General features: G+C 63.9%; 26 protein-coding genes. 21 read left to right on the top strand and 5 right to left on the bottom strand.

All coding sequences use genetic code 11. The annotated features are described in order from the left end of the window. The first annotated feature begins 26 nt into the window (after positions 1-26). From serS to FDP28_RS07240, 6 genes are all read left to right on the top strand, one after another. A complete protein-coding gene (gene serS / locus FDP28_RS07270; RefSeq protein WP_144660047.1) occupies positions 27-1307 on the top strand; it encodes a serine--tRNA ligase in 1281 nt (426 codons plus the stop codon). A gap of 251 nt (positions 1308-1558) precedes the next feature. Beyond that, complete coding sequence (helR, locus tag FDP28_RS07265) at positions 1559-3742, top strand: RNA polymerase recycling motor ATPase HelR (protein ID WP_144660046.1); 2184 nt, start codon at positions 1559-1561, stop codon at positions 3740-3742. An 81-nt stretch (positions 3743-3823) separates the two neighbouring features. Beyond that, complete coding sequence (locus FDP28_RS07260; protein WP_144660045.1) at positions 3824-4669, top strand: HAD family hydrolase; 846 nt, start codon at positions 3824-3826, stop codon at positions 4667-4669. A 288-nt stretch (positions 4670-4957) separates the two neighbouring features. After that, complete coding sequence (locus FDP28_RS07255) at positions 4958-5275, top strand: hypothetical protein (protein WP_260842376.1); 318 nt, start codon at positions 4958-4960, stop codon at positions 5273-5275. Positions 5276-5320: 45 nt separating this feature from the next. Next, positions 5321-5785, top strand: coding sequence for a DUF5956 family protein (locus FDP28_RS07250; protein WP_313955644.1), 465 nt, complete (start codon positions 5321-5323; stop codon positions 5783-5785). Positions 5786-6518: 733 nt separating this feature from the next. After that, positions 6519-7616 (top strand): hypothetical protein, encoded by a 1098-nt coding sequence (locus FDP28_RS07240; protein ID WP_144660043.1) that lies wholly within the window; start codon positions 6519-6521, stop codon positions 7614-7616. Positions 7617-7681: 65 nt separating this feature from the next. Here FDP28_RS07240 and FDP28_RS07235 read toward each other — a convergent pair whose 3' ends face one another. After that, a complete protein-coding gene (locus FDP28_RS07235) occupies positions 7682-8125 on the bottom strand; it encodes a hypothetical protein (RefSeq protein WP_144660042.1) in 444 nt (147 codons plus the stop codon). Positions 8126-8768: 643 nt separating this feature from the next. Here FDP28_RS07235 and FDP28_RS07230 point away from each other — a divergent pair. Together FDP28_RS07230 and FDP28_RS07225 are read left to right on the top strand one after the other, a co-directional pair. Next, the gene (locus FDP28_RS07230; RefSeq protein ID WP_144660041.1) at positions 8769-9608 is read left to right on the top strand and encodes a helix-turn-helix domain-containing protein; all 840 of its coding nucleotides are present in this window, start codon (positions 8769-8771) and stop codon (positions 9606-9608) included. Positions 9609-9679: 71 nt separating this feature from the next. Continuing rightward, positions 9680-10075, top strand: coding sequence for a DUF1761 domain-containing protein (locus FDP28_RS07225; RefSeq protein ID WP_144660040.1), 396 nt, complete (start codon positions 9680-9682; stop codon positions 10073-10075). A gap of 3 nt (positions 10076-10078) precedes the next feature. On the opposite strand, the gene FDP28_RS07220 is transcribed toward FDP28_RS07225, so the two are convergent. Further along, on the bottom strand, positions 10079-10819 hold the full coding sequence (locus FDP28_RS07220) for a GAF and ANTAR domain-containing protein (RefSeq protein WP_144660039.1): 741 nt from the start codon (positions 10817-10819) through the stop codon (positions 10079-10081). 138 nt (positions 10820-10957) lie between these two features. Between FDP28_RS07220 and FDP28_RS07215 the strand changes: the two genes are divergently transcribed. After that, positions 10958-11731 (top strand): sigma-70 family RNA polymerase sigma factor, encoded by a 774-nt coding sequence (locus tag FDP28_RS07215; RefSeq protein WP_144660038.1) that lies wholly within the window; start codon positions 10958-10960, stop codon positions 11729-11731. 1 nt (position 11732) lies between these two features. Here the strand turns inward: FDP28_RS07215 and FDP28_RS07210 are convergent, their stop codons facing one another. Next, positions 11733-12695, bottom strand: a complete 963-nt coding sequence (locus FDP28_RS07210; RefSeq protein WP_144660037.1) for a glycosyltransferase family 9 protein — start codon at positions 12693-12695, stop codon at positions 11733-11735. Positions 12696-12781: 86 nt separating this feature from the next. Between FDP28_RS07210 and FDP28_RS07205 the strand changes: the two genes are divergently transcribed. From FDP28_RS07205 to FDP28_RS07175, 7 genes are read left to right on the top strand one after another with little or no spacing between them, the layout of a single operon-like run. Next, entirely contained in the window at positions 12782-13354 is a 573-nt protein-coding gene (locus tag FDP28_RS07205) for a D-glycero-alpha-D-manno-heptose-1,7-bisphosphate 7-phosphatase (protein WP_144660036.1), read from the top strand. Beyond that, positions 13351-14439, top strand: a complete 1089-nt coding sequence (locus FDP28_RS07200; RefSeq protein ID WP_144660035.1) for a glycosyltransferase family 9 protein — start codon at positions 13351-13353, stop codon at positions 14437-14439. The genes FDP28_RS07205 and FDP28_RS07200 overlap by 4 nt, the downstream gene beginning before the upstream one ends. Beyond that, on the top strand, positions 14436-15470 hold the full coding sequence (locus FDP28_RS07195) for a glycosyltransferase (protein WP_144660034.1): 1035 nt from the start codon (positions 14436-14438) through the stop codon (positions 15468-15470). Before FDP28_RS07200 ends, FDP28_RS07195 begins: the two co-directional genes overlap by 4 nt. Continuing rightward, entirely contained in the window at positions 15467-16735 is a 1269-nt protein-coding gene (locus FDP28_RS07190; protein ID WP_144660033.1) for a glycosyltransferase, read from the top strand. The genes FDP28_RS07195 and FDP28_RS07190 overlap by 4 nt, the downstream gene beginning before the upstream one ends. Further along, positions 16732-17427 carry a D-sedoheptulose-7-phosphate isomerase gene (locus tag FDP28_RS07185; protein WP_144660032.1) on the top strand — a complete coding sequence of 232 codons (696 nt, stop codon included), beginning with the start codon at positions 16732-16734 and terminating at the stop codon, positions 17425-17427. The genes FDP28_RS07190 and FDP28_RS07185 overlap by 4 nt, the downstream gene beginning before the upstream one ends. Next, the gene (locus tag FDP28_RS07180; protein WP_144660031.1) at positions 17424-18857 is read left to right on the top strand and encodes a PfkB family carbohydrate kinase; all 1434 of its coding nucleotides are present in this window, start codon (positions 17424-17426) and stop codon (positions 18855-18857) included. The genes FDP28_RS07185 and FDP28_RS07180 overlap by 4 nt, the downstream gene beginning before the upstream one ends. 29 nt (positions 18858-18886) lie before the next feature. Then, positions 18887-19582 carry an SDR family oxidoreductase gene (locus FDP28_RS07175; protein ID WP_144660030.1) on the top strand — a complete coding sequence of 232 codons (696 nt, stop codon included), beginning with the start codon at positions 18887-18889 and terminating at the stop codon, positions 19580-19582. On the opposite strand, the gene FDP28_RS07170 is transcribed toward FDP28_RS07175, so the two are convergent. Then, entirely contained in the window at positions 19551-20723 is a 1173-nt protein-coding gene (locus FDP28_RS07170) for a glycosyltransferase family 9 protein (protein WP_144660029.1), read from the bottom strand. The two genes, FDP28_RS07175 and FDP28_RS07170, sit on opposite strands and share 32 nt — an antisense overlap. A gap of 145 nt (positions 20724-20868) precedes the next feature. On the opposite strand from FDP28_RS07170, the gene rfaE2 reads away from it, so the two are divergent. Further along, on the top strand, positions 20869-22410 hold the full coding sequence (gene rfaE2, locus FDP28_RS07165; protein WP_144660028.1) for a D-glycero-beta-D-manno-heptose 1-phosphate adenylyltransferase: 1542 nt from the start codon (positions 20869-20871) through the stop codon (positions 22408-22410). Positions 22411-22421: 11 nt separating this feature from the next. Further along, positions 22422-23456, top strand: coding sequence for an NAD-dependent epimerase/dehydratase family protein (locus FDP28_RS07160; RefSeq protein ID WP_144660027.1), 1035 nt, complete (start codon positions 22422-22424; stop codon positions 23454-23456). 3 nt (positions 23457-23459) lie between these two features. Here the strand turns inward: FDP28_RS07160 and FDP28_RS07155 are convergent, their stop codons facing one another. Continuing rightward, entirely contained in the window at positions 23460-24542 is a 1083-nt protein-coding gene (locus tag FDP28_RS07155) for an FUSC family protein (RefSeq protein ID WP_260842375.1), read from the bottom strand. 185 nt (positions 24543-24727) lie between these two features. Here FDP28_RS07155 and FDP28_RS07150 point away from each other — a divergent pair, with 185 nt between their 5' ends. Genes FDP28_RS07150 through FDP28_RS07140 form a run of 3 tightly spaced genes read left to right on the top strand, consistent with a single transcriptional unit; the run spans position 24728 to position 26708 of the window. Continuing rightward, positions 24728-25708, top strand: a complete 981-nt coding sequence (locus FDP28_RS07150; RefSeq protein ID WP_186313543.1) for a hypothetical protein — start codon at positions 24728-24730, stop codon at positions 25706-25708. Then, the gene (locus tag FDP28_RS07145; RefSeq protein ID WP_144660025.1) at positions 25705-26136 is read left to right on the top strand and encodes a phage holin family protein; all 432 of its coding nucleotides are present in this window, start codon (positions 25705-25707) and stop codon (positions 26134-26136) included. The genes FDP28_RS07150 and FDP28_RS07145 overlap by 4 nt, the downstream gene beginning before the upstream one ends. Beyond that, a complete protein-coding gene (locus tag FDP28_RS07140) occupies positions 26133-26708 on the top strand; it encodes a DUF3618 domain-containing protein (protein ID WP_144660024.1) in 576 nt (191 codons plus the stop codon). Before FDP28_RS07145 ends, FDP28_RS07140 begins: the two co-directional genes overlap by 4 nt. Positions 26709-26855 lie beyond the last annotated feature (147 nt).

The following is a 26855-nucleotide window of genomic DNA, read 5'->3' as shown; positions in this document are numbered from 1 at the left end:
TCAACACTATTCGATACTCTTGTGTGGTGATCGACGTAAAAGACCTCACCGAAAATCCGGACAAGTTCCGTGCCAGCCAGCGCGCCCGTGGCGCCGACGAGTCTGTTGTGGACGCGATCATCTCCGCTGACTCCGATCGCCGTGCTGCACTGGTTCGCCACGAAACCCTCCGTGCCGAGCAGAACGCTTTCGGCAAGAAGGTGGCCCAGGCCAAGGGCGAGGAGAAGCAGGCCCTGCTGGCTGAGGTCAAGGAGCTCGCTAACTCGGTGAAGGCTGCGTCCGCGGAAGCCTCCGCTGCCCAGGCCAAGCAGGATGAACTCCTGCGTGTCATTCCGAACCTTGTGGTGGACGGGGTCCCCGAGGGCGGCGAGGACGACTACGTGGTGGTCAAGACCGTTGGCACTCCACGCGAATTCACGGACTTTGAACCCAAGGACCACCTGGAAATCGGCGAACTGATCGGCGCGATCGACATGGAGCGCGGCGCCAAGGTGTCGGGCTCGCGGTTCTACTTCCTCCGCGGCGTCGGGGCCCGGCTGGAAATGGCGCTGCTGCAGATGGCCATGGACCAGGCGATCGAGGCCGGCTTCGTGCCCATGATCACCCCCACTTTGGTGCGTCCCGAGACCATGCAGGGCACCGGTTTCGATGTAAAGCACGACGCCGAGATCTACCGTCTCGCTGAAGACGACCTTTACCTTGTGGGAACCTCGGAGGTGGCCCTCGCCGGTTACCACGCCGACGAAATCCTGGATCTCTCTGCCGGCCCCATCCGGTACGCCGGTCAGAGCTCCTGCTACCGCCGCGAGGCCGGTTCGCACGGCAAGGACACTCGCGGCATCATCCGTGTGCACCAGTTCAACAAGGTGGAGATGTTCATCTACACCACGGTTGAAGAGGCTGCTGCCGAGCACGAACGCCTGCTTGCCTGGGAAGAGGAGATGCTGGCCAAGTGCGAGCTTCCTTACCGCGTCATTGACACTGCTGCCGGCGATCTCGGCATGTCCGCGGCCCGCAAGTTCGACTGCGAAGCCTGGGTCCCCACGCAGAACGCCTACCGCGAGCTCACGTCCACGTCCAACTGCACCACCTTCCAGGCCCGCCGCCTGAACATCCGCGAACGCGTGGTCAACGACGAAGGTGTAGCCAAGGGAACCCGTGCAGTGGCCACGCTGAACGGCACCCTGGCCACGACCCGTTGGATCGTCGCCATCCTTGAGCACCACCAGAACCCGGATGGTTCCGTCAACGTGCCCAAGGCGCTGCAGAAGTACCTTGGCGGCCTCGAGGTCCTGCCGGTTCTCTAGTTTCCCTCTGCGGGCGGATCCCGTTCTTGTTCGTGATTCACGGGCAAGGGCGGGATTTTTCGTTTCCCGGGAATGTTGCGGGGACTGCGCTCCGGTGAATAGCCGGACGGTAAACCAGGCACAAAAAGGAAGGGAAAATAATCCCTTCCATATTCAATGTATAACCCACCCGGGGGCTTGCGGCAAGGCCCCCTTGGTGCCGAACAATTGATCCTCGAACCCCATCACCAATGTCAAAAGGGAGTCGTGGGATGCCTGAAAACAACCGCCTCGGAACCAGTGTTTTTGACCTGCCGGATCACTTGGAGCGCAAAGCCGATCCCCAGCTCATAGGCGCCGATGAGCGACAGTTCGACGCCATTGCAACCAGCCTCGAGGAAGCGATCGCGGAGTTGTCCGCCCAGTTGGAGGCCACCCGCAAATTGCCCGGCGGCAGGGGACAAGCCGCGTTGGACCGCGATCAGGAGATCCACAGGCTGACGTCGCGGTTGAGGGCACTCCGCCGTTTCGGGGTGGATTTGTGCCTGGGCCGCATGGTTGCTGAGGGGAACCCTGAGCCGGTGTACGTGGGCAGGTTGGGCCTCACGGACAGCCAGGGGAAGAGGCTCCTGATCGATTGGCGGTCACCAGCGGCCGAGCCCTTCTTCGGGGCAACGCACGCCAACCCGATGGGACTGATGAGCCGGCGCAGATATCGCTGGACCCGGGGCCGTGTGACGGACTACTGGGACGAAGTGTTCACCGCCGAAGGGATGGAGGGAAATGCCGCACTGGACGACCAGTCGGCCTTCATCGCCAGCTTGGGCAGCAGCCGCTCTCCACGAATGCGGGATGTTCTGGGCACCATCCAGGCCGATCAGGACAGGATCATCCGCGCCAACTCGCGTGGGGCATTGGTGGTCGACGGCGGTCCCGGCACAGGTAAGACGGTGGTCGCCTTGCACCGAACGGCTTATCTTCTCTATTCGGATCCCCGGCTCAGCCACCGCAACAACTACAGGCGAAGCGACGTCCTCTTCGTCGGCCCGCACCAGCCCTATCTGGCGTATGTGGCCGATGTCCTTCCAAGTCTTGGGGAGGAGGGAGTTCAGACGTGCACTCTGCGGGACCTCGTCCCGGAAGGTGCCGCGGCCGCCGTCGAACGTGACCCTGAGGTGACCCGGCTCAAATCCACGGTCGAGATGGTCAGAGCCATTGAACGCGCCGTGAGGTTTTACGAGGAGCCGCCCACCGAGGGCATGGAAGTGGAGACGCCCTATGCCGACATTTGGCTGGGCAGCGATGACTGGGCCGAAGCCTTCGACGCCGCAGAGCCGGGAACGCCGCACAATGAAGCCCGGGACGAGGTGTGGGATGCGTTGCTCGAGATCCTGGCGGACAAGTTGGGCGAGCACGATGTGCCGGAGGCCATGCGGCTTAGGGCTTTGAGTCAGAGTCCGGAGCTGCAGTCGGCCTTTAACCGGGCGTGGCCACTGCTCGATTATGCGGCGCTGGTGGCGGATTTGTGGCGGGTTCCCGCCTACCTCCGGCTGTGCGCTCCACACCTGCAACCCTCCGAAAGGGATCTGCTTCATCGCGAAAACCCGGAAGCGTGGACCACTGACGACCTCCCTCTGCTCGATGCGGCGCGGCTGCGCCTGGGCGATCCGGAGGCATCCAAGCGCAGGCGCAGGCAGGCGGCAGTCCTTGCGGCGGAGCGTGAGCTTATGGACAGGGTGGTGGATGATCTCATCGCAGCTGATGATTCCGAGAACCTGGAAATGTACATGCTCCGCGGCGACGACATGAGGGAGAAACTGACCGGGCAGGATGTTGTGGAAAGGCCCGATCCGGATGTTCTGGCCGGACCTTTCGCGCACATCGTGGTCGACGAGGCCCAGGAACTGACGGACGCGGAGTGGCGAATGCTCCTGCTGCGCTGCCCGTCTCGTAGCTTCACGGTGGTGGGGGACCGGGCGCAGGCCCGGCACGGTTTCACGGAATCGTGGGAAGAACGCCTTCTGCGCGTGGGCATGGACAACGTGTCGGTGGCGGGCCTCAGCATCAACTACCGCACGCCGGAAGAGGTCATGCTGGAGGCCGAGCCGGTGATCAGGGCCGCCCTCCCGGACGCAAACGTGCCAACCTCGGTGAGGAGCAGCGGGCTCCCGGTGGTCCACGGTGCGGAGCGGGAGCTGGAAGCGATCCTGGAGAAGTGGCTGGATGGGCACAGCGAGGGGACGGCGTGCGTCATCAGCCAGCCGGCCACGGAAGTGGGTTCGCAGCGGGACCGGGTCAGCCTCCTCACTCCGGAGTTGGCCAAGGGCTTGGAGTTCGATCTTGTGGTGCTCCTCGACCCTGACGATTTCGGCGCAGGGATCGAAGGGGCCGTGGACCGGTATGTGGCGATGACGCGGGCAACCCAGCAGCTGGCCATCCTCACGAGCACGTCCTGAGGACAGTATTCATGCGCCGTTAATCCTCCGCTGTGGCGCCCGTCCTAGTTCAGCGTCGGAGGTGTCTGGTCTACTGGAAGCATGACTATTTTGACTGATACTCCAGTTGCTGGCATCGAGGACCAGCCCAATAAGAACAACAAGCTCATGATCGCCCTGGACGTCGATGGCACGCTGGTTGACCACGATGGCCACATGACTCCCGAGGTTCGCTCAGCCGCGCAGGCGGTGGTGGCCAAGGGACACGACGTCATGATCGCCACCGGACGTTCCCTCAACGCAACCCTTCCCATCATCGAGAAAATCGGGATGGAACGCGGGTACGCGGTGTGCTGCAACGGCGGTGTCACCCTCCGCCTGGACCCCACTCTTGAGGCCGGGTACGAGATCATCCACAAGGCCACGTTCGATCCCGCCCCTGCGTTGAAGGCGCTCCGGGAACGGCTGCCCAACGCCAAGTACGCGCTGGAGGATGAGGACGGGAACTTCCTTTCCACGGAGCGCTTCCAGGACGCCAGCTTCGGCGTGGAGTCCATCGGCGTCGATTTCCAGACCATGCTGGATTCCGTGGCCGTCCGCGTCGTGGTCTTCAGCAGCGAGAACACGTCGGATGAGTTCAACGAGGCCATCAGCCACATCGGACTTTCCGGGGTGACCTACTCCGTCGGTTGGACGGCGTGGCTGGACATCGCCGCTGAAGGCGTCACCAAGGCCAGCGCCTTGGAGGCCCTCCGCCGGAAGCTCGGCACGGACCAGGCCAACACGGTGGCCGTGGGCGACGGCCGCAACGACATCGAGATGCTCACCTGGGCCGGCCGCGGCATCGCCATGGGCCAGGCTCCCGATGAGGTGCTCGCCGTTGCGGACGAGGTCACCGCGTCAGTGCTCGACGACGGCGCCGCCTTGGTTCTGCGCGGCCTGCTGTAGGTGCGGGTCGGCGCGGCTGGAGGTAGCCGGGGTGGAATAACAATCGGGACAACCCGGTTCAACGGGTTCTCGCGGCTTTTGTTGTCAGATTTCGACGTCGGCTGCACGGGGCGTCCGTAAGGGGATGGGCATGCGTGCGGTAAAGGATTCTTCAGCGGGACAGGTGGGCTGACTGCGTACTCTCCTTGTATGGGTGAGTTCATTCGGTATCAAAGCGCCGCCCCGAATCGTCGGGGTCGTTTTCCTGGAGTCTTCGCGATGGCCAACGGTCTTAGAGACGCAGGCCTCTTGAGTGAGGCAGATAGGCAGTGGCTCCAAGTGGCCAATGCAAGCGCTTCTGCCACCTACCAGGACCCAGCAAAAGTCGTTGCTGATTGCTTTCAGCCGGAGTTGAACCCTGGCGCCAGGTCATGGTTCAAGGTCGAGGCCACGCACCTTCTCGATATGACCGCTGCCTACCTGGAGCTGCTCTCCCGATACAACGTCCCTTGGACGGCGCTTCGCACCTACACCCCCGGCAGGATCGTTTACGAAGACACCGTGCAGGTCGTCGCCGTTCCTCACATCTACCCAGATCATTGGCCGTTCCACGCAGCAGCCCGCTAAGTTAGCCCTACCGATTTCAGGGTTGCCGGCTTCAAGCAGTGGTGAATGATGGTGAACATGACACTAGATCCGTGGGAGTGCGCTGAATTGTCGGAGGCTCCTCAAGATTGGATACTTGCCACTGAGAACGGCTGGGGAGCTTTGGTCCTTTGGGCTGCAGGACCTGGCAACTTTGCGCGAATACCCCGCGGCCCACGTGAGCGCTTCGGCAGTGTGGTCTATCCGCTAGCGGGGGTTGGAGCGGGCAGGCAACAATTCATGTTGTCAGAGGCCGACTCAACCTCCATCGATGACGACATTGATGCCTATTTAGCTGATGCCGGCATTTCTCCCCGACCGCGCGGGTTCGATTGGTTTATCCGTCGGCCGTCCAACAAGGATCTCGACGACGAGACGTTCTGGGCCGACATTTGGGCAGCCACGGTCGAGCATCTTCCTGTTGATGGGCTGAGGCCGTCGACGATGGCAGGCCCAGCGAGGAACGCCGTGGCGAGCCTTTACAGTGATTGAGAGCGGCGCCGCGCCAGGAAGATCGAAACAACGCACGCTGAAGGATCCATCTCTGGACGTTCTAAGAAGTTGGGGACCGCCACTGGGAGTAGTTTCCGGGCCGGAGTGCCCTAGGTAGCTCAGCCGACGGGCGCAGCGATTACCGCTTCCCTCCGATAGGCACGGTCTTCCCGAGTTTGAGATTGTTGCCGTTTGGCCGATCGAGGAGTGCGCGTTAGCTTCTTCCCAGGACCCGACAGCGTATATTTCGACGTCGACCTTCGGGAGCTGTAGACCAAGCGGCAATGGACGGGTTGACCAACTTGATGCGCAAGCTCGGAGCAACGTTTCGTCGAGATGTCGTGCTTAGAGACGAAGGGTCAAGAGGTGCCCCATTCATTCGTTACGCCACTGCGACAGACTTGTTCACAATAAGTTAGATAAAAAAGACCCCTCAAACACCCGTCATGGCAACCTCAGCCCGCCCGGCAAAGGATCCTCACCGGATATCGCTCACACTCCCTTCTCCGTCTCCGTCTGGCTCTTAAGTGAGGGGGTCGGCCCACCAGTCTGCTCCGGCACATCACTTCGGGCTTGACCGTCCTGAACGAAAATCATCCGTTGATCATCCAGTTCATAGGATGAACTTCCCACGAAATCCGCCCAACGTTCCACTAAAGAGACAATGCGAATTTTCTGCGGTATCTTTAGTCCCGTCACTACTTAAATCTTATATTGGGGAAATTTGCGCATAATGCGTGCAATCGCCTGTGTTCCAGTCACAGCAGCACTATTACTCGGAGCTCTTGCGCCGACGGCTTGGGCCGATTCATCAACAGAGACCCTCGGTAACGCTTCCCAGCTCATCCAAAATGTCGTTCCCGAAGTCCTTCATGAAACGGACCGTTCAACTCAGCCATCCGATGTCGTGGTTGAGGGCGGAACTGAACACCGGGCGCCCGTCATTGAGCCTGTACCAGTTAGCGAGACCGCCGAGAAGATCAGAATTCAACCAAAGCAAGCAAAGTCTGAAACACGCGAAGACAGTGGAATCGCTGTCTTCAGGACTGAGTCTAATTCGACAAAAATCTATGTTCAACCAACCCTCAACGGGGTCAGACTCCTATCTGCGATAGGTGATGCTTCTTCCCCTCGGGCATTCAGCTACGAAATCGACGCGGGTGACAACGTTACTGCACAAGAACGGCCCGATGGCGGCATTCGGCTCTTCGCGGCCAACGGTGCGCCACTCGGTGCCTTCGAGGCTCCTTGGGCCGTGGACGCTGCCGGGAAAAAGTTGAACACCACCTACACTTGGGAAGATGGCATTCTGACTCAATCCGTAGAGGTCACGTCCTCCACTAAGTATCCGGTGCTCGCTGACCCCTCTTGGGGATACACAACAAAAATTGAGATCGGCGCAACGACAGGCACAGCCGTCCGAAACCTTCTTCACGGCTGCTTCAATTGCAACTTTCCGATTGACGGCGCCCCGCAGGCGTTTCCCACCTACGGCCAGTATTTGCCACTCACTGTGGCTGGAGCCAACTTCAACTGCAAGTTCATGTACGAAACCCCACCCACTTCCAATCTGTACGACTTCACCTTTGAAGCGCTGCCAGGTCATGTCGATGGTGCTGGCTCAACGATCGACTTCACGTTCTACAAGGCTCCTGGCGAGTCCAGCATGTATCTCTACGCACAAGGATGGATTGTTGGGATGGACCCAGGGCCTGGCCGATACCTCTATGCGGAAGCAGCATCGAAGTCATGGGTTCAATTTGCTCAAAACGTAAAATGGAACTTGGGCATCAAGGAACTAGTGGCAAGATACGAGATCTCGTTCTGGTAAATTTTTTCATAGGAATCGGACCTTGCGGGATGAGGTCCGGTTCCTTCCTTACTATCGCATAGTGACTAAATTTTCATATCACGCATAAGCTGGGTCTGCACCCTTATCCTACGGGCGGCGAACAAAGCCCATACGGCTGAAACTAGCGCCCAGACTCCGCATACGAAAATGCCTACGAAGTTCCCGTTCTGAAAAAGGCCCAGAAGGAGGCCAAATAATCCCCAAGCGCTGAGTAAAGTAGCGCTGAATGACATTACGTTAATCCGCAGGTTGACGGCTGCTTTACTATAAAACTGAAACATCACACCAGCAATAACTAAACCAAATGTTGCCCCACCAACGCCTGAAACTATGAGCACAAGGCCCGTCAGAGCAATGCTGGATAGGTAAGTGGGCAGGAAAGCTCCTACAAGCATTAGGTTCAGCACGCACATGGCAGCGACGACCGCGCCAGCCAGCGTTCCTTGCCGAGTAAACCAGCTCTTTTCATCCACACGCACACTACCCATGGAATGATTCCATCACACTACCGGCCATATCCGCGCAGTCTCATGCCTCGGAGGGGGAACCAGCCGAGACGTCTTTGCGGTCGCTTCGCTGCCCGTAAGCCGGTCCTCCACCGGCCGCCCGGCAGCACCCTATAGCGCCCATCAAAATTCCCGGTGTTCCGGGGTTCGTAATTTCCCGTAAGACCCGCCCGCAAAACTGCCCGGTGAAGGTGCCCTAAACGCTACACATTTTCGCTTCCCACTTCCTGGGAAATAGGACGGTTTAGTGGGACCGTGGCAATCGATGTGGAGTTTGACGAGACCAGAGGGAAGGGCCGCGAAGTATCAATACACCGTCGTGGGCTGCGCGTTCAGCTTTGCAATACCGGCGGAATTCGCTGCGTAAGCGACTCCTGGATCGCCACACGGGATGATCAGCAGCGTCCCTGGCCAACTCCGCATTCTTGGCAGCATCCGCCCCGCTTGGACAGGTCCAGGAACGCCCCGCAGCAGTGACCTCGCACAGCCCAGGCTGCGGAAAGACCAACAAGGCCTTCTGCAGCAAGCTCTACTAGCCCGCCAGCCAGCAGCTTGAGCATCCCTAAGAGAAAGCGAAATTCGCTTCATTGAGCCGGGCTGCGTCACTGCTGCCTAGACTGAGGCTGTGTTCTACCAAGAGTGCCCCGCGCCGCCGAGTCTGCAGCCATTCGTCACCCAACTCTGGTTCGTGCGCGCGGAGCCGCAGGCCCGATACGAGAAAATCCTTCCGGGCCCTGAAGCACACCTGATTCTGAATCTTTCGGACCCGTACCGGCTCATCAGTCCGGCCGGGCACGCACAGGAACCGCGGGCAACCGAAGTTTCCACGGGTTTCTACGCAGGCCTGCAGCGCAGTTACCTCATCAGCGAGAACCCGGAACAACTCTTCAACGTCGGTGCCCGCCTGACTCCCTACGGCCTTGCAGCGTTCACCAGCCAGCCGCCGTCGGACTTTCAGAACCGTGTGGTGGACGCCGAAAGTATCCTTCCGGGTTTTACGGAACTGCGCTCGCGGCTCACGGATGCCGGACCGGGTCAGGCTTTCGAGGCTTTGACGGATTTCCTGCAGCAGAGGCTCAGGCCTGGTTACCAGGCGGACTCCCGGACCACAAGGGCAGTTGCGGCGCTTGCCCGGGAAGACGTTGAAATCAAGGTGCTTGCGGACGAACTGGGTATCAGTACGTCGACGCTCGAACGGGTCATGATGCGGGACTGCGGGACCACTGCCAAGACATACTCGGACGTGTGCCGCTTCAACAGGATCGTGATCCAGGCAGCCGCGCTGCCCAAAGGTTCGGTGCCGGGCCGGGCGCTCCTGGAGCTGGCCGACTACTACGACCAACCACACCTGATCCGCGCTTTTCGCCGGTTCAGCGGCTTCACTCCCACTGAGTATCTCCGTGTACTGCAAAGTTATGGGGCGGAATATGCCACTTTCGTCCCATTGGAGGAAGTAACCATTTAGCCTGCGGCTTTTTTACAAGACCGCCGTCCTGCCCCGGGGTACTGTCCACTCAGGAACTTGGAGAGGACAGAATGGACATTCAGATTAGTTGGCTCGCAGTGCTTTTCGCTGCATTGGCAACGTTCGTGGTGGGTGGGCTGTGGTACTCGCTGCTCTTTGCCAAGCCCTGGCAGAGAGCCGCCGGAGTGAGCGATGAGCAGCTGAAGTCCGGCACGGCACGGGTGTTCGCAGGCTCGTTCATTCTGGCCGTGGTGATGGCAGTCTTCCTGGCAGCGTTTATCGGCTCAGGCGGACCCGCATTCGGGACCTTCGCAGGCCTTGCCGCGGGCGTGGGATGGGTGGCCACCGCGCTCGGGGTGAACTACCTGTTCGAACGCCGCAGCCTGGCTCTGTTCGCGATCAACGCGGGCTACAACGTGGTCACGTTCACTGCAATGGGCGCCATCATCGGCGCCATGCAAGGCTAAGCCCTACTTAAAGTACGTCTGAATGTGCCCGCCACCGGCTGACTCAACGATTGCCTGCGCCACCGCCCGGAGCTTGACGTTCCGGTTGCTGGAAGCCTTCTTGATCAGCTCGATGGCCTCTTCCTGCGTGCACCGGTTCTGGGCAATGATGATTCCGGTCGCCACGTCTATGACTGTGCGTGACTCCATGGCGGCCCGGAGGTTGGCAGCCGTCTGCATATGTTCCGCGATGCGCACGGCAAGGCGAAGACCCTTGGAGGACTGCTCCACATAATCGTTGGCGCGTTGGACTGCTGCTTGATCGAACGCGTTCGGGTGTTCTGAGTAGAGGTTGAGTCCGGCAGTTGCCGCGGTATCGCTCAGGGGAAACGGGACGGCCAATACCGACCGAATGCCATTCTTGGTGACGAGTTCGTTGTACTCGGGCCAGGTGTTGTCTTTGGCGAAATCCGGAATGTGCACCTGCGTTATTTCGCGGCAGGCGCGAAGGCAGGGGCCGTCGTCGAAGTTGTACTGGAGTTCGTCCAGCATCCGGGCGCGCTCGCCGCTGCTGGCCACGGTGCCGGCGGTTCGGTGGCGCATCAGGGTGATGCCGCAAAACACTTCGTTGCCGGGTGTGCTGAACATGGCGGCAGAGTGCCTGGCAAGTTCCTCCAGGAACACTTCAACATCCGGGGTATCGAGCAGCAGATCCTGTATGTCGGCCACCACTGTTGTCGGCCCGGCAGTTTGCGGGTCTTCCATGAGGAACTCCGATCCATGGTTATGGCTTCTCTTCGAGACTAACTCCGAAGACCGTTGAAAGCTAATAGTAAGTGTGCTTCTCTTTTTAAGGAGTCTTGCCGTGGGCTCACCCTCACCAGCCGGTTAAGGATTGAGCCCATGCGTCAAAACCGACCCCTCACCATCCACGCCGCGCCGCCCCGCGCGCCGGAGGGCAGCATCAGACAGAGCTTCCAGGACGGCCTCGTCCTGGACCACCTCAACCTCGCCAAGTCGATTGCGGCGAGATATTCCGCCCACACCCACGACCTCGACGACGTCAGGCAAGTTGCGTACATGGGCCTCATCAAGGCCTCCCGCGGCTACGACGAGTCCCGGGGAGTCAGTTTCCCCGCCTACGCCGCGCCCACCATCGCCGGGGAAGTCAAGCGCTATCTTCGTGACCATTGCTGGGTGGTACGGCCGCCCCGGACCATCCAGGACGTTCGACGCCAAGTACTGGCCCGGACGGAGGAGTTGACCCAGGCCCTGCAACGGACGCCGTCGCCGGAAGAGGTGGCAGAGGACCTCAGCCTGGAACCAGGGCAAGTCCGCGAAGCACTCATGGCCGGCACCAGCAAACGCCCCGATTCCCTGGACGCGCCGGCAGGGGAGGGCCGGGACGGACTGCAAGGCTCGTTGTCCGCCTTCGGCTGCCCCACGGATCGTCTTGAGGATGTGCTGGCCCTGAGGAACGCCATCCGCGGGCTGAGCTCCGAGGACCGTCACCTGCTGTACCGGCGCTATTACCGGGAAGAGACGCAGTCCACCATCGCCGAGGCCCTGGGTGTCTCCCAGATGCAGGTTTCGCGGAAGCTCTCCAAGATCCTGGTCTCGCTCCAAACCCAGTTGCTGGACGATGAAGCACGCCAGCAGGACAGGGCGGTCCACTGACCTAGCAGCCGAGCTGCTCCACGGCCTCCAGGACATCGTGGACGGTAACGGCCATCAGTGCCGGGTCAGGTTCGGCTGAGAACACATCACCCCGGCGGAGTTCGACGGCGGTCAGCACCACGTGCGGTCCGGGCGGCGGTCCCCACTCTTCCGCGGGTGCAGGACCGAACAAGACCACGGACGGGCGCTCATACGCGGAGGCCAGATGTGCCGCGCCCGTATCGGCAGAAATGACCAGGCGGGCTTCCGCGATGGTTGCCGCGAACTCGGCGAGGCTTTGCCGCCCGGCCAGCACGCCGTCGTCGAGGTTTGCTCCCTTGAGTTTCGCCAAAGCGGCTGTCTCCTCGGCCCGGGCGCGTTCCGAGGTGCCCCCGGTGAGGACGATGTCGTGGCCGGCGGCCGCGAGCTGGACGGCAACGTCCGCGAACCGTTCCACGGGCCACAACCTGCTGCCGTAGGCGGCACCCACATGGATCACGGTGGCTCCGGGACGCGGCGAGGAAACCGCAGGGCGGTTGAGGCGGTAGTCCAGGGGATCGGCGTCGATTCCGTGCCAATTGAGCAGCCGGGTCCACCGTTCACGTTCGGGAACGCCCGTGATCCACGAAGGCCCGTCGAGGCCGTCGGAAGCGTGCGCGATCACCCGGTTGGCGCCCAGTTCCTTGATCCGGAGCCGGCTCTCAGGCCCGTTTCCGTGCAGGTTGACCGCCACGTCCACGGCACCGTGAGGCACCGTCAGGGGGTCGTCCAGCCCGGGCGTGGGCAGGTGGCCGATTCCGCCAACCAACTCAAGTGCCTCGGCGATCCACGCCGGCCCCGCGTAAACAATGCGATGCTCCGGAAACGCTCTCCGCAAGCCCCGCAGCGCAGGAACAGCGACCAAAAGATCGCCGAGTTTCAGGGCGCGAAGGGCGAGCAACAGGGGTTGATCCTGGTCGCCCTGGCTGTTCAATGCTGTGTCCATAGTGGCCTCCCGCTGAGAGTCTAGCGGCATGAAACTTCTCACGGCCGCGTTGTTTAGCGCCCGGAGAACTGGGGAACGTTGCGGGTATGGGAGGAACCGGAACGTTGAAGGCGGTCCTGTTTGACCGCGATGGAACACTCGTTGTTGACGTGCCATACAACGGCGATCCGCAGCTGGTGCGGCCCATGGACGGCGCTGTTGTGGCGCTGCAGAAAGTCCGGGAGGCCGGGTTGGCTACGGGAGTGGTGAGCAACCAGTCGGGCGTGGCGCGTGGGCTGTTGACCCTGGACCAAGTGGCATCCGTGAACCGGCGGGTGGATCAGTTGTTGGGGCCGTTCGATGTGTGGGAAGTCTGCCCGCATGGACCGGCAGACGGCTGCGCATGCCGCAAGCCCGCTCCCGGAATGATCCTGTCCGCCTGCGAAACGTTGGGCATCGCGCCGGAGGAAACTGCTTTCGTGGGCGATATCGGCGCCGACGTCGAGGCTGCGACGGCGGCCGGCTCCCGTGCCGTGCTGGTACCCACACCTGTGACCAGGCAAGAGGAAATCGACGCGGCCGAAGTAGTCGCTCGGGACCTCAGCCATGCTGTGGAGCTTATCCTCGGCGGCACCATCGCGTTCGAAAAGGACACCGCCGGACAGGAAGCCCCTGCATGAGCCGCGTCCTGGTAGCCCGCTTGGACAGCATGGGAGATGTCCTGCTCTCAGGGCCCGCTGTGCGTGCAGTGGCGAACGGAAACCGGCCCGACGGAAGCCGCCCCAACGACGTCGTTCTCCTGTGCGGCCCCGAAGGTGCAGCCGCGGCGGAGATGCTGCCCGGGGTAACCCAGGTGCACACCTGGGCCTCCCCGTGGATAGTGAATCCTGCCCCACAGGTCACGGAGGAAATGACCAACGGGCTGGTCAACTTCGTCCGGAGTTCCCGTATCGAGGAAGCCGTGATCCTCACGTCCTTCCACCAATCCCCACTCCCGCTGGCGCTGCTTCTGCGGCTGGCCGGCGTCCGGAAAATCACGGGGGCATCGACGGATTACGCGGGCTCGCTCCTGGACGTCCGCCTCAAACCGGGCGAGGACTTTCCCGAAGACCAACCGGAAGCGGTGCGTGCCCTCACCATTGCTGAGGCCGGCGGCTACGTCCTGCCGAACGGTGACGACGGAAAACTACGCGTCACCCCTGGCCAGGATGCTGACGGCCTGGCCGATGAACTCGCCGAAGAGGGACCGTACATCGTGGTCCACCCGGGCGCCGCGGTGCCGGCCAGGGCGTGGCCCGCCCTCCACCACGCAGCGGCTGTGGAACTGCTGGAAGCCTACGGGCATCGGGTTGTGGTCACAGGTGGGCCCAGCGAAGCGTCCCTCACGGCCACGGTCGCAGGCCCCTCCGCCCGGAACCTCGGCGGTGGCACGGACCTCCGGACGCTGGCAGCGGTACTGGCCGGGGCCGCCGTCGTAGTTACCGGCAATACCGGACCCGCCCACCTCGCGGCAGCGGTAGGCACGCCCGTGGTGTGTCTGTTCGCCCCCGTCGTCCCGGCCATCCGCTGGGCTCCGTACGGGGTCCCCCTGGAACTGCTCGGCGACCAGGAAGCGCCCTGCAAAAACTCCCGGGCACGCGTGTGTCCCGTCCCCGGCCATCCCTGCCTGAGTTCGGTAACCCCGGAACAGGTGGTGGAAGCGGTCGAAAGGCTCCTCGGAGGCGTTTCCTCCCTGGCAACCCGACGAAAGGTGTGGAAACCATGAGGATTCTGGTGTGGCACGTGCACGGCGGGTGGATGGAGGCTTTCGTCCGCGGCCGGCATGAATACTTGCTTCCGAAAACGCCCGACGGCGGCGCCTGGGGTTTGGGGCGCGGTGGCCGTGACTGGCCTGCCGCGGCGCAGGAAGTGGACCTGGACACTCTGGACCCCGAGAGCGTCGACGCAGTGGTGCTTCAAAGGCCCGAGGAAATCGCGGCAGTTGCACGGACTCTGGGACGGCGGCCCGGTGTCGACCTGCCAGCCGTCTACCTCGAACACAACACGCCCAAAGGCGACGTTCCCTTCACGCTGCACCCCATGGCGGACCAAAGCTCCATTCCCGTGGTCCACGTGACCCATTTCAACCAGCTTTTCTGGGACACCGGCTCGGCGGGCACCACGGTCATTGAACACGGCATCCCCGACCCTGGACGGCTTTACACCGGTGAACACGAAGAGATGGGCGTGGTGGTCAACGAACCCGTTCGGCGTGGCCGGGTCACGGGGACGGACCTGCTGCCCGGATTCGCCGGGGTGGGGCCGTTGCGGGTGTTCGGCATGGGAACGGAAGCGCTGCCGCAAGCCCTGAACCTGAGGGGCTTGGGCCTCAGCGATGAAAGGCTCCGCATCGCCGGTGATGTGCCCGCCCCGCAACTGCACCAGCAATTGGCCCGTTGCCGACTCTACCTGCACCCCCTGCGGTGGACCTCGCTGGGGTTGGCTTTGCTGGAAGCCATGCACCTTGGCATGCCCGTACTGGCCCTGGCCACCACCGAGGCGACTCGCGCCATACCGCACGGCGCAGGCTTGGTGTCCAACGACGTCGACGATCTCCAAAAGTTCGCCAAGCGCCTGCTGGACGATCCCGATGACGCCTTTGCCATGGGCATGGTGGCGCGTGAGGCCGCGCTGGAGCGATACGGGCTGGACAAGTTCCTCCGTGCCTGGGACGAACTGCTGGCCGAGCTTCCAGCCACCCGGGTGCCTGCAGGGCATGCTCCCGCGAACCATGACACAGAGAGGACACACCCATGAAAATCTCCATGGTTTCCGAACACGCCAGTCCGCTGGCAGCATTGGGAGGCGTTGACGCCGGAGGGCAGAACGTCCACGTTGCCGCTCTGTCCTCCTCGCTGGCAGACCGTGGACACCAGGTCACTGTGTACACGCGGCGCGACGACCCCGACCTTCCGGCCAGGGTCAAGGTTGGTCCAGGGCTCACTGTGGTCCATGTGGATGCGGGTCCGGCCCGAAGGGTCCCCAAGGACGAGCTTCTGCCGTACATGGGTGAGCTGGCGGACGGAATCTGCGCGGACTGGGCCGGTCAAGTGCCGGACGTGGTCCACGCACACTTCTGGATGTCCGGCCTCGCAGCAATCCAGGCCTCGCGCAGGGCCGGCGCCGCCAACCCCGTACCCGTGGTCCAGACCTTCCACGCCCTGGGATCGGTCAAGCGCAGGCACCAAGGCGCCGCGGACACCAGCCCTCCTGCCCGCGAGTGGCTGGAACCATGGGTCGGCCGGACCGCGGACTGGGTCATCGCGACCTGCCCGGATGAGGTCTTCGAACTCAAAGCCCTGGGCATCAGCAGGTCGAAAATCTCCATAGCCCCCTGCGGTGTGGACCTCGACCTCTTCCCGGGAACGGCCGACGCCGAGCCCAAGTCCCGCACGCATCGGATACTCAGCGTGGGGCGCCTGGTACAACGCAAGGGCGTGGACCTGATCATCCGGGCACTGCCGCTTCTGGCCGAGGCCGGCTTCGACGACGTGGAGCTGCTGATTGTTGGCGGTTCCGGTGACGCGCTCAACCTGGAAGAAGATCCCGAAGCCCAACGGCTCAGGTCCTTGTCCAAGGAGCTCGGCGTTGAGGACAGGGTGACCATGCGTGGACAGGTGCCGCGCGATGCCATGCCCGCGATTTTCCGCAGCGCTGACGCCGTGGTCTGCACACCCTGGTATGAACCTTTCGGCATCGTCCCGCTTGAGGCGATGGCGTGCGGTGTGCCCGTGGTGGCTGCGGCGGTAGGTGGACTGCGGGAAACCGTAGTGGACCAGAAGACGGGGCTCCACGTCCCGCCCCGTGACCCGGAAGCCCTTGCCGAAGCGTTACAGAAACTTCTGGCAGACCCGGAACTCCGCGCGGACATGGGCCGGGCCGGTTCCCGCCGGGCACGCTCACGGTACTCCTGGGAACGCATCGCAGCTGACACCGAGAAAGCGTACAGGTCCGTTCTTGCCGCCGGATTGTCCCGGCAGGCCGACGAAGGTTTGGAACCATTGGAAGGAACGGCGCTGTGACAATTCAAGGCCGCGTGACCACCGAATCCACCCTGCCGGGCTTCATTCCCGATACCCTGCCGGCGCGTTGGGGATCAAGCCCCACCCACAACGACGCCGTCACCACCCATCTGGACAACGTCCTGCCGGCGCTTGATTCCCTGCGCTCGCAATCCCACGTGTTGTCCGCTTGGGGGACCGAGCTCGCCACCAGGCTGCTCTCCGGGCAACGTCTGCTCGCGGCAGGCAACGGCGGCTCGGCGGCCGAGGCGCAGCACCTGACGGCTGAACTCGTCGGCCGTTTTGACGAAGAACGCGCCCCGTTTTCGGCCATTTCATTGCACTCGGAGTCCTCCGCGGTCACGGCGTTGTCCAACGACTATGGCTACGACGAGGTCTTCGCCCGCCAAGTCAGGGCGCACGGCCGGGCAGGCGACGTGCTCATGCTGCTCTCCACCAGCGGGCGCAGCCCCAACCTGCTCAACGCTGTCCGGGCAGCGAAGGAACGCGGCGTTGTCACCTGGGCCCTGACAGGCGCCGGTCCCAACCCGCTGTCCGAAGCCTGCGATCAAGCCGTCACCGTCGAAGCCATCGCTGCCAACGCCCAGGAAGGCCATTTGATCGCCATCCACGCTGTGTGCCGAGCTTTTGATGCAGAGGTGGCCCGGCGCACCGACAGGGGACCGGGATCGTTTGGGGGCGGTCAGCCATGAGGATCACGGTAGTGGGCGACCTTCTCCTCGACGTCGACATCAACGGGACCGCCACCCGGCTCAGCCCCGATGCGCCGGTTCCGGTGGTCGACGTCGGTGATGTCCGGCGTCGGGCAGGCGGCGCCGGGCTGGTCGCCACCGTACTGGCGCGGGACGGCCACGACGTCTCGCTGGTCACCGCGGTATCGGACGACGACGGCGCAAGCCACCTCAGGCGCGCACTGGCGGGCGTGTCGGTACTCGCCGGAACGCCGCAGGCTCCAACACCCACCAAGACCCGTGTGCGGATCGGGACGCATCCGATGGTCCGCTTCGATCAAGGGTGTGCCCCGGCCCCCGTCCCGTCCAGTACAGGGGAGATGCTCGCAGCCATCGCTTCGGCGGACGCCATTGTGGTGGCGGACTACGGCCGGGGAATCACCGCCAACACCGACATCCGGGGAGCCCTCACGGACGCGGCCCGGCGCATCCCCGTGGTGTGGGATCCGCACCCTTCCGGTTCCGACCCCGTGGCTGGAGTGTCCGTAGTGACGCCCAACCTCGCCGAGGCAACAGCGTCCGCGAAGGCAGGCGGATCCGGCAGTGGCGCTGAAGAAGCCGGCCGGTACCTTTTGGACAAGTGGGGAAGTGCGTCCGTGCTGGTCACCAGGGGCGAGGACGGTGCGCTGCTGATGTGCTCGGACGGCTCAGCCGAGAGCATCCCCGCGCCGACCACCAACGTGAGCGATCCGTGCGGGGCAGGTGACCGCCTGGCAGGCAGCCTCGCCGTGCACCTTGGCTCAGGCTTGGACCTGGCGCAGGCCGCTGCCCGGGCTGTGGAAGATGCTTCTGCGTTCCTCGCCGCCGGGGGAGCTGCCGCACTGGCCGGCGCGGACGCGGCGGACCCGGCGGACCCGGCGGACCCGGCGGACCCGTCCGAAGTAAGTCCCGTCGTCGAACTTAAAGGTCTGGAACTGGTGGACACCGCAGACCTTCACCCCGACGGCGTCCGGCTCGCCCGTTCAGTCCGCGAGTCCGGAGGGACAGTGGTGGCCACAGGAGGATGTTTCGACCTCCTGCACGCAGGCCACGCACGGACCCTGGCAGCAGCGCGCAGCATGGGCGATTGCCTGATCGTGTGCCTGAACTCGGACCAATCCGTCCGCCGGCTCAAGGGCGCGCATCGACCGATCGTCAGTGTGGAAGACCGCGCAGAGTTGCTGCTCGCCCTCGAATGCGTCGACGCCGTCGTGGTTTTTGGCGAGGACACCCCCGAAGCCTGCCTCACCCAAATAAGGCCCGACATCTGGGTCAAGGGCGGCGACTACACCCCCGAAGAATTGCCGGAAGCCCGCCTCCTGGCGGGTTGGGGAGGGCGATGCGTCACTGTGCCCTTCCACCCGGCACGCTCCACCAGCGGCCTGGCAGCAGCATTGGCCAAGGTCAGCTGAACCTTGCTGGAATCAACGAAAGGAACCGCATGAACACGCAAACACCTGGACGCGTCATCGTCACCGGAGGCGGGTCCGGCTTGGGCGCTGCGATCGTGGAGGCCATCCGCGACGCCGGTGGCACGCCGTTCGTTTTCGACCGGGACGTCAGCAACGTCTCGGGCGCCAAAGCCCTGGAAGTGGACGTCTCCAACCGCGAGGCCGTGGAGGCGGCAGTGAAGGAAGCCGCCGAAAGCCTTGGCGGCCTGGACGGAGTTGTGACCGCTGCGGGCATCGACCGGTGCGGCAAGCTGGGCGACGTCGCCGCCGAAGAATGGGAAAAGGTCATCGGAGTGAACCTCCTGGGCACCGTTTCCACCATTCGTGCGGCCCTGCCGTACCTCAAGGGATCCCGTGGCCGGGCCATCACCATCGCCTCCACGCTGGGGCTCCGGGCACTCCCGGATGCCACGGCCTACTGCGCCTCCAAGTTCGGAGTGATCGGCTTCAGCCGTGCCCTGGCCGCAGAAACGGGCGGTGTCATTGGCGTTACCACCATCATCCCGGGCGGCATGAAGACCCACTTCTTCGACGACCGCGACGAACAGTACAAGCCGCAGGACGATTCCAAGCTCAACGATCCCGCCAATGTGGCGCAGGCCGTGGTGTTCGCACTCTCGCAGCCGTTCGGCAGCGAGGTCCGCGAACTCCTGATCACCCCCGCAGAAGAAGGCTCGTGGCCGTAAGGTCCAGCACGTCCTGAACAACATCGGCCACGGCGATGCCCTTGATGAGGGTGTCGTCGTGGCCGCAGTGCGGAGCGGTCCAGCCAACCTGCGTCACGTCCGCACCGCAGCGCGGGCATCGGGTCAGCCAGGACATGTGGATGCGGTGAAAGCCGCGGCCGCGTGGGCCAGCGTTGAACACGTTTCCCACCCAGAAGATCCCCACAGTGGGAGTTCCCATGGCCTGCGCCAAATGACGGGGACCGCTGTCGCTGGCCAGCATCACAGTGGCCTCGGCCAGGAGAGCGGCCAGCTCGCCGATTTCGAGTTCACCCGCGACGGACCGCACGGCCTGGCGCTGTCCCTCCGGCAGGTGGCGGCCGGCAAGCTCCGCCACTTCCTGGGCCAAAGCCTTCTCGGACCTGTCCCCGACAATCAGCACCTGCGCCCCTTCGGTGGCTATGCCCGCCGCAGCTTCGGCAAAGTACGACGCCGGCCACCGCCTCCGCGGATCGGTGGCACCCGGGTGGACAACCACCAGCGACGAGCGGTCAGGGTCCTTCAACGCCATGATGCCTTTTTGGTGCTCGGGCTTGGGGAGCAGGGGAGGGAAGATGATGGTGGGAGCTCCGGCCAAGCCAGCGACTTCCAGCCAGCGGTCGGGCTCGTTCTGGTAGTAGACGTAGTCCAGGTTCCGCTCCAACAGCTCGGCGTCCCTGGTGCGGGTTCCTACTGTGTGCCGCGCACCCAGCCGGAGCAGGAAAGGGTTGGAGTACCGGCCGCCGCCATGCATTTGGACGGCAATATCGAACCTCCGTGCCCGCATGGCGTCGAAGAATGCCTCCTGTGCGGCCACGTCTTCCGCGTCATCTTCGAAGCGCTCGCCGTTGCGGGGACCGTCATGCACGCCACGCGCCACCGGGAGAAGTTCGACGTCGTCCACCGGACCGTCCGTGGCCGCCGCCAAGGCCGCGTGAACCGGAGTGCCCAGCAACGTGATTGTGGCTTCGGGGTAGGCGCTCTTCAGCGCATTCAAAGCCGGGTAGGTGTAGATCAAATCACCCAGGCCACCACCCCTGAGCACCGCAATCCGCTGTACGTCGCGGAATTTTTCCAATACGGGTCCTATGCCTGACGTCAGGTCCACCAGCGGATTGTCCATGGATACTGTCCTCTCGGTGCGTGCTGTTCGTCTGTTGCAGGGCCACTGTCGAAACCCTGCCGAAACTCTCCTTCGCGGCGTGTGAAGCACCAGCCGCGGGGTACCTGAGGGGAACAGGAATTGTTGCCCAACCGGAAGGTACCCCATGGCACGCCTATCCAATCAAGAAGGTCTCGCCGACTGGCTTCCCGGCCGCTTGGCCGAGGAACGACCTGTTGTGACGGTCATCGGCGATTCAATCCTGGACGGGTGGTGGGACGGAACCATCGACCGTTTCTGCCGCGAAGCCCCCGCGCCCGTAGTCCAGGTCCAACGCCGGGACTTTGCCCCCGGCGGTGCAGCCAACACGGCGATGAACCTTGCGGCACTGGGGGCGGACGTCCGCTTCGTCTCGTTGACGGGTGAAGACGAGGCCGCGAAAACGTTGAAGGAAGCACTGGAAGCGGCAGGTGTGGACGTTTCCCACGTCATTTCACATCCTGGCATGACCACCACCACCAAGTTCCGGGTCAGCAGCGCCGGACAGGTGATGCTGCGCCTGGATGACGCCGCCACGGAGGTACCCCCGGGCGGCCTTTCGGACATGGCCGCGACGCTGCCCGAAGCCCTGCGCGGTTCCGCGGCCGTGGTGCTGTGTGATTACGGCGCAGGGGCATTGGAAGGCCCGGTCCGGAGCGCGATTCTTGACCGTTTGGCCCCCGGCGATGACGGCGCAATGCCTGCGTCCCGCCAGAACATGCTGGTAGTGGTGGACGCCCACCACCCCGGCCGGTGGGCCGGTCTCCAACCGGACCTGGCCACGCCCAATGCCCAGGAAGCGGCAAGGCTGCTCGGCACGGACTTCCCGGGCGGTGCTGCCCGGTGCCCCTTCGTGGAAGCACACGCGGAACAGCTCCTCAGCGCCTCAGGTGCGGCCGCCGTCGTCGTGACCTTGGACCGGGAGGGGACGCTGACCATCCGTCCGCAGGGCACGTCACCGCAGGCGGCGACCCACAGGACCTGGGCGCGGCCGCAGGCCGAAAAGCAGGCTTCGGGGGCCGGAGACACGTTCGTTGCCGCCCTGACCCTTGCCCGGGCAGCAGGCTTGCCGCTCACCACCAGCGTGGATCTGGCGCAGGCCGCCGCCGACGTCGTGGTCCACAGGCCGGGCACCTCCGTGTGCACCACCGAGGAACTGGCCACGCACCTGCGAGGCTTCGCTGATACCGCACTGACGGACACGGAACTGGCCAGGCACATCCAGGAGCATCGCAGCGAAGGGCGCAGGATCGTGCTGACCAACGGGTGCTTCGACGTGCTGCACCGAGGCCACACCCGGTACCTGAACCAGGCCAAGCAACTGGGGGACGTCCTGGTGGTTGCCCTCAACAGCGACGCGTCGGTGCGCCAACTCAAAGGCCCGGACCGCCCGGTGAACCACGAAGCCGACCGCGCCGCCGTCATCGCCGCCCTGAGCTGCGTCGACCACGTGACCATCTTCGACACCCCAACGCCCATACCGCTTATCGAGCTCCTGCATCCCGACGTCTACGCCAAGGGCGGGGACTACACGCCGGAGATGCTCCAGGAAACCGAAGCGGTCGAGCAGTACGGCGGCACGGTCACCATCCTGGACTACGTTCCGGAGCATTCAACCACCGCGGTTCTGGAACGCATCCGTTCAAGCGGCGAGACCCCGCAGGACTGAGGAGAGACCTCATGCGCATCGCGATCATTGGAGCCACCGGGCACGGCGGCACGGAACTGCTCAAACGCCTCCAGCGGGCGCGATCCGAGGAGGGCGCGGATCTGGAACTGGTGGGCGTCGTGCGCCGCGAGCCTGACCCGGACGCCGCGCCCTATCACGGTGTCGAGTGGCACACGCTGGACATCGGAGCCGCAACGGACCAGCCCGCCCTGGAAGCAGCCCTGGCCGGAGCCGACGCCGTAGTGCATTTGGCATGGCTCATCCAGCCCAACCACAACCGGGAATTGCTGCACCGGACCAACGTGGAGGGAACGGCGAATGTCCTGGCGGCCGCCCGCAAAGCCCGAGTGCGGCAGTTTGTATGCGCGTCCTCGGTTGGCGCCTACTCACCTGCGCCCAAGGACCAGCGGACCAAGGAGGGCTGGCCGACCGGTGGGATTAAAAGCTCGCATTACAGTGCGGACAAAGCGGAACAGGAACGGCTCCTGGACCGGTTCGCCACAGAGAATCCGGACATCGTGGTGGCCCGGCTCCGTCCGGCCCTGATGTTCAGCTCGGGCGGTGGAAGCGAGGTGGGGCGCTATTTCCTCGGCCGGGTCCTGCCCCGCCTGGTACCGCGCAAACCGTGGCTTCCGGTGCTGGCCCTTCCCAAGGAGCTGGTGTTCCAGGCCGTGCACACCGCCGACGCCGCTGACGCCTATTGGAAGGTGCTGCAGCACAGGGCCGAGGGCGCCTTCAACATCGCAGCCGAGCCCGTTATCGATCCCAACGCGCTCGCCTGGATCTTCAAGGCCAGGCGACTGTTGCCGTTCCCGCTTCCGGTGCTTCGCGCCGTCGTCGAGTTTTCGTGGCGTTTGCGCCTTCAGGTGACCGACGGCGGCTGGGTGGACATGGCGGCCAACGCGCCGATCATGGATTGCGCGCGGGCGCACAGCTTGCTCGGTTGGTCTCCCAAGCACTCCTCGCTGGAGTCCTTGGCGGAAATGCTGGAGGGAATCGGCGCGGGCAAGGGCCGAAGGGGCTCACCGCCGCTGAGGCCACGGTGAGGCCTACTCCGCAGTCATCACCACTGTCAGGATCCGGCGCAAACTCATGGCCACTGACGCCGGCGCGTTCACCGGCGACTGTTCGGCGGCGGCCTCGGCCACGGCGTCGCTGAGCGCGGCGATGCTGTCCTTGGCGTGTGCCAGGCTGTTGGCGAGTTCGCCGGATCCGGCGTCGCGCCAGTGGTCCACCACGGCGGCCACGGAATCCAGTGCGTCGGAAAGCGGCTTGATCGCGGTGTCCGGGATGACTGTCCCGGCGCCTTCTTCCCAGATGGCGCTGGCCAGGACGTCGGTGATGTCCTGGACGTGGAATGTCAGCCGTTCAAGGGTTCGCAATCCTGCAAGGTCCGACGGCAGGCGGGTCGCACGACGACGGGACCTGGGGTTCGCTTTGGCGCTTAGTTCCGCTTGATGCACCGCTGTCCGCACGGCCGCCGCGGTCATGGACAGTTCGTCGCTGCGGCTGGCCCAGGCTTCGTGGTTGGGCGGCCATGACTCATCCATGGCTTGCGCCATGTCCTTGAGCTGGCGCGACAAGGCGCCTTGGTGCCCCGCGATGGCTGGGTCGATGTCGTCCAGGTGCAGCGGCGGGAAGACCAGCCAGTTGATGGCGAAGCCCACCGTGACTCCCAGGGCCATCTGGAGAACGTAGGCGAAGGAGAATCCTTCCGCATTCGAGTCGCCCAGCACCAAAACGAACAGTGCGGCCATGGGGATCCATTCGGAGGCGCTTCCCAGCCGTGGAAGGCCTCCGATCAGCACGCCAAGTCCCACCACCACGGCTACCGCCAGTGCTGTCGGTGCAGCGACGGTGGTGATGGCGAAGGCCATGCCGATCCCCAGGACCAGGCCCGCCAGGCTTTGGAGGCCGTGCCTGGCGGAGTCCGCCACCGTGGGGTGCATGCTGACCAGGGCACCCAGCGGCGCATAGTACGGGTATTCGGCGGCGGGACCGGGCATGAATGGTGCAAGGTACCAGGCCAGGCCTGCTGCCACGGCTGTCTTGGCAGCGAAGAGCAGGCGGTGGCGGGTCACAGTTTTACGAAGCGCGGGAATCAGCCGTCGCCTTGAGGGCAGTTGGCTCATGGCATCTACGTTTGCAGGTATGCCGTGCTGTGTCGAGCCGCGGACACCGGATTGCCGGGGCCTCACATTTTTCGAAAAAAGGTGTGATTAGAACCAGGACAACCGGGTACTCACCCATTGATAGTAACGATACTTACTATCCCGGCTGCTGTCCGCAGCCTGCCAACTGTGGAAAGAGAGCGACAATGACTGAGAGCCAATCGCCGCAGGACGGAAGCTTCGCGGCACCAACCACTGGTGCCCATGCAGGCACCGAACCCTTCGCCGGAAACTACCTCGATTCGGACGTTGATACGCAGACCGCCGGAACCACTGGAATCGGTGGAACCCCAACCGGTTCGGGAACCGGCTCTGCGGGCTCCGGCAAGGTGGACGCCGCCAAGGAAGAAGCTGCGGGTGTTGCAGAAACCGTATCTGATGCCGCCGGTGGTGTTGTCGACACTGCAAAGTCCGAGGCCAGCCACGTGGCCCGCGAAGTCAAGGTGAATGCGCGCCAACTGCTCACCCAGACCAAGGGCGAATTGACCGATCAGGCCCAGGTGCAGCAACAGCGCGTCGCTGAAGGCCTGCGGTCCATCTCCGACGAACTGCACACCATGGCCAACTCGAGCCAGGACGGCGGAGTTGCCACGGACCTGGTCCAGCAGGCAGCCCAGCGTTCCTCCGCTGTGGCCCAGTGGCTGGAAGGCCGGGATCCGGGCTCACTGCTTGATGAGGTCAAGGGCTTCGCCCGCCGCAAGCCCGGAACATTCCTGTTGCTGGCCGCAGGCGCTGGCGTCCTCGCCGGCCGTCTTGGCCGGGGGATGGCCGACAACTCACCGGCTGGTGGATCCACGGGCGGAACCGACGGCACCGCTTCCGGGACACCCCGCGCCGCGTACTACCCGACGCAGGGCTACCCCGGGCAGGGTGGCGCAGTAACGCCTCCGCCAGTGGACCTTCCGGGACCGGCCACCACCACGGCCGGCTATGGAACGGCAACCACGGGTGCTGCATCCACCGGATACGGTGCCGCTACAACCGGATACGACGCCGGAACCACCGGCGGCTACGACGGTTCCACCCAGCCGTACCCCGAAACTGACGCCGGTGGAGTCAAGGCCCAGGGCGATCCTCTGGCAGGACCCCTTGATCCGGACGACCCCCAGTACGGAGGTCACCGATGAGCAGTCCCGCCGACCTGCCTCCCACAGAGGCCCACGTAAAGGCGGAAACCCTTCCCCTTGGGGAACTGCTGAGCGACCTGACGCGCGACGTCTCAACGTTGATGCGCCAGGAAGTGGAGCTGGCCAAGGTGGAACTCAAGGAATCCGCCACCAAAGCAGGAAAGGGCGCCGGCATGATGGCTGGCGCCGCGTGGGCCGGCCACATCACCGTGTTGTTCCTGTCCATCGCTCTTTGGTGGGCACTGGGCCAACTGGTTGGCCTCGGGTGGTCCGCCGTGATCGTTGCGGTCATCTGGGGAATCATCGCGGCTGTCCTGGCCCTCATGGGCCGCAAGGAACTCAATGCCATCAAGGGCTTGCCGCGAACCGCTGAGACTGTCAAGGAAATACCCCCCGCTTTGAAACCGAACACCGAGGAGACACGATGACGCAGAACCCCGACGCCCTGCGCGCCGATATCGAAGAAACCCGCCGGCGGCTTAGCACCAACGTTGATGCCGTGGCCGACAAGGTCACGCCCTCGCACATCGTCAACCGCCGCGTCGACAAGATCAAGACGGCCGTCTTCGGTGCCCGCGACGACGTCCAGGACCGCGCCGGCAACGCGGCCCACCAGGCGCACGATGCCGTGTCCGGCGTCGTATCCGACATCGGCGATGCACCGCAGGTGATTGCCCGCAAGGCGCAGGGCAGCCCGATCGCTGCCGGCCTGATCGCCTTTGGTGCAGGCCTGTTGGTTTCGGCCCTGATCCCGCCGTCGGACAAGGAACGCGAAGCTGCCCAGGCGCTTAAGGAAGCGGCCCAGCCGTTGACCGAAGAGCTCAGCCACGCAGCACAGGAAGTTGCCGAGCACCTGCGCGAGCCGGCGCAGGAAGCGGTGCAGAACGTTAAGGAGACCGCTACTGAGGCTGCCTCCAACGTCAAGGACGAAGGCCAGGCAGCAGCTGCCGACGTCCAGGACCGTGCCAGCACGGCCAAGGACAACATCAGCAACCAGTAAGCCACCCCTCTGACCCAACTAGGGGACAGCACTTGTCGCATTGAACCCTCATTGCGACGTTTGCTGTCCCCTAGACTCTTCTATGTCTGTCAAGGGGTTTGGGTTGCTGTTGCGGCAGCGTTGAGTGTGCGGTAGATGTGGCGGGCC

Source organism: Paenarthrobacter nicotinovorans (assembly GCF_007670255.1).
GTDB lineage: Bacteria > Actinomycetota > Actinomycetes > Actinomycetales > Micrococcaceae > Arthrobacter > Arthrobacter nicotinovorans_B.
The sequence above is the reverse complement of the archived record's forward strand: the minus strand, read 5'-3'. Positions and strand labels throughout refer to the sequence as shown.